Origin of the sequence: Stieleria sp. (assembly GCF_041595215.1) — a bacterium.
GTDB lineage: Bacteria > Planctomycetota > Planctomycetia > Pirellulales > Pirellulaceae > Stieleria > Stieleria magnilauensis.
Genome location: NZ_JBFHKV010001109.1, coordinates 1 through 2,738 on the forward strand (window position 1 = coordinate 1; position 2,738 = coordinate 2,738).

General features: G+C 60.5%; 3 protein-coding genes. 1 reads left to right on the forward strand and 2 read right to left on the reverse strand.

The annotated features are described in order from the left end of the window. Positions 1-30 precede the first annotated feature (30 nt). Positions 31-546 (reverse strand): hypothetical protein, encoded by a 516-nt coding sequence (locus ABX749_RS28570; RefSeq protein ID WP_372899031.1) that lies wholly within the window; start codon positions 544-546, stop codon positions 31-33. 245 nt (positions 547-791) lie between these two features. Here ABX749_RS28570 and ABX749_RS28575 point away from each other — a divergent pair, with 245 nt between their 5' ends. Then, positions 792-1,697 (forward strand): hypothetical protein, encoded by a 906-nt coding sequence (locus tag ABX749_RS28575; RefSeq protein WP_372899032.1) that lies wholly within the window; start codon positions 792-794, stop codon positions 1,695-1,697. Between the two features lie 94 nt (positions 1,698-1,791). On the opposite strand, the gene ABX749_RS28580 is transcribed toward ABX749_RS28575, so the two are convergent. Further along, the gene (locus ABX749_RS28580) at positions 1,792-2,151 is read right to left on the reverse strand and encodes a hypothetical protein (protein ID WP_372899033.1); all 360 of its coding nucleotides are present in this window, start codon (positions 2,149-2,151) and stop codon (positions 1,792-1,794) included. Positions 2,152-2,738 lie beyond the last annotated feature (587 nt).

Consider the following 2,738-nt stretch of genomic DNA (forward strand, 5'->3'; position numbering starts at 1 on the left):
AGCCCACTGGATCCGCAGTCGCGGAAACAATCAATCGATGAATCCTCCGATGCCGCCACAACACGCGTTGCATCCGCACATCGGGTCATAGCCGTCGCAACAGGCGTCGCATCCGACACCCTCGCATCCACACGCCGGCTCGATCCATGTTTCCGCACCGCAGGATGCTTCGAACCCGCAAGACGCTTCGATCCCACAACCGGGATCCATAATCACGCCGCCCACCGGGCAGTCACAAACCGTCTCGCAGCCGCAGCTCGATTCAAAGACGGCGGGGCCGTAACCCATCTCGCCTTCGTAATACGACACCGGCCGCACCACCCCGTCGGTTTCGACCGCGTGACCAACGGCGACGTCGCGTGCTGCGCGTTTGACCGGTTTCACGCCGGAAAGATCAACCCGCTCGCTTTCAAAGACGTCGGCTGCCGCACGCACGACCGGTTCCCCGGCCATCGTCGGAGTTCCCCACGCCAGCAAAGCGGCGATGACCAGCAAAAGCCAGGCGGCATGTTGCCAAACGTGGCGGCAAGGGCCGGTTGCAGACATTTTTCGACGACTCGACGTGTTTCGACCAGGCAAGACCCGCGTAATCGAGTGGCTTGACGTTATCATGTTCCAAATCTTTCCGCTGGGAGGCGTTGCGACATCCGAAACCGCTTCTCGGTACATTTCTTGTTTTATGTTCGGCACTCCCAATCGTGATCATTAGAAAACTTTGCGCAATCGGAATATCCTGCCACCGTTCCGCCCTGTTCGCCTTGCTGGTCATTCCGCTGGGGGTGGCGAGCCCCATGCGAACGGCGATGGCCCAAGAGGACTCCGAACCTTCCGCGGCGAGCAGCGAACCTGGGGCGGCGAGCAGCGAACCTGCCGCAGCGAGCAGCGAACCTGGGGCAGCGAGCAAGGAGATCGAAGTCCCTGAGCCGATCGATTCGGAAAAGGCGACGGTCAACTACCCGCGGGCGGTCGCGATCGATGCCGGCAAGCTGCTGGTCGTGGACCGATTTTTGCCGGGTGTTTGGATTCAGGATGGAGAGGGGTTCAAGGTTTTCACCCCCGGGACGCCGCTGTTGCGCAAGCCGATGAACGCGCCCTGGTGCGTGACCCCCCATCCAGACGGTGGCATTTTGATCGGCGATTCGGCGACCCGCGAGATCTATCATGCCAAGCAGCCCGGCGCCAAACTGGTGGCCCTGAACAATGGCTACTTGGGGATTCCAATGGCGATCGTGGTTGGTGACGGCGGCAAGACGATCTATGTCGGTGACGCGGAGCGGCGGGCGGTGTTTCGGCTACCGATCGCAGGTGGCAAGCCTGAATTGGTCGCCCGAGTCAACGCCCGCGGATTGTCATTGGACGACGAGGGGAACCTTTGGGCGGTGACGCCAGACGCCGAAGCGATTCAGAAAATCGACGTGGAGAAGAAGACTGCGGAAACCGTTGTCGGTGATCGCCCCTACGCATTCCCCAACGGTCTGGTCTGGACCGGCGACGGAGGGTTTGTCACCGACGGCTATGGCAAGGCGATCTGGCGGTTCGGTGCCGATGGGACGACCGAAAAGTGGTTCGAAGGCGATCCTTTGGGTGGACCGGTCGGGATCACGGCCGACGACCAGTACTTGTATGTCGCCGACCCACAAAAAAAACAGGTTTACCGCTTTGATCGCGAGACCAAAGCGGTGGAACCTGTTCTTTAAGCGTTCATCGAGAAGATTCAGATCACCATTTGGCTGACGTCACCCCGGACTGAAAACCGGGGCTTTGATGCCAGCAAACGGGTCACAGAATCCCTCAGTCGCGGACGATCACGCGGCCGTGCTTGGTGATCACGATGTCGACGCACTCGCCGCAGCACTGGAACTTGTAGGTCAGGACCTTGCGACCCAACAGTCCTTTGCGGCATCCGACGTAGCAAGGGATTTCACCGGCGCACTCGCAGGGAACGCAGACGGTGACGGGGTACTTGCAGCACGTCACGGGATCGACGACGCAGAACGTCACGGGAACTGGCGGCGGCGGCGGGCAGCAAACCGGTGCGGGTTCGCAACAAGGAGCCGGTGCAGGCTCACAGCAACCAGCCGACGCGTTCACGGCGGCAAGTGAACCGATCAACAACGCAGTGCAAGCCGCAAAAACTCGAAGACCTTTCATTGGTTTTCCTTCTTCTAGGGGTGTCTCGTTCGGTGCCGCAGGTAAGGGGGGGCGACATCAATCTGATTGGCGAAGTTTTGCTCACCAACAAGGTTTATGCAAGTCGCCCAGATTTTAATCTTTTGTAGCAATTGATGTACCTTTTGACGGTTATCCCGGTCAAAACGGGGCCAAACCAGCCGACCCCCGCGCGGTCGCATCCAGGTTCGCAGCCATTCTGAGCCTGTAACGGCCGCCAGCGGTCCGCTGCATGAAATCAGATGGAGCAGCCAGAATGATGGCGCCTGCGAATCAACCCTGCGCGAATCGTCACACACCTCACGACAAAGGTGTTCAACCCGACGCGCCCCGCCCCACCGGGGACAGACCCCGATCGGTCACACCACCGGGGACAGTCCCCGATCGGGCAGTCAGAACTGGGACCAATGGGACAGAGGGGACGCATAGGTCCCATTTGTCCTATGGGTCCTATTCGTCACAGATTGCTCACGGGGACAGGCCCCGGTTGCTCACGGGGACAGACCCCGGTTGCTCACGGGGACAGACCCCGGTTGCTCACGGGGACAGACCCCGGTTGCTCACGGGGA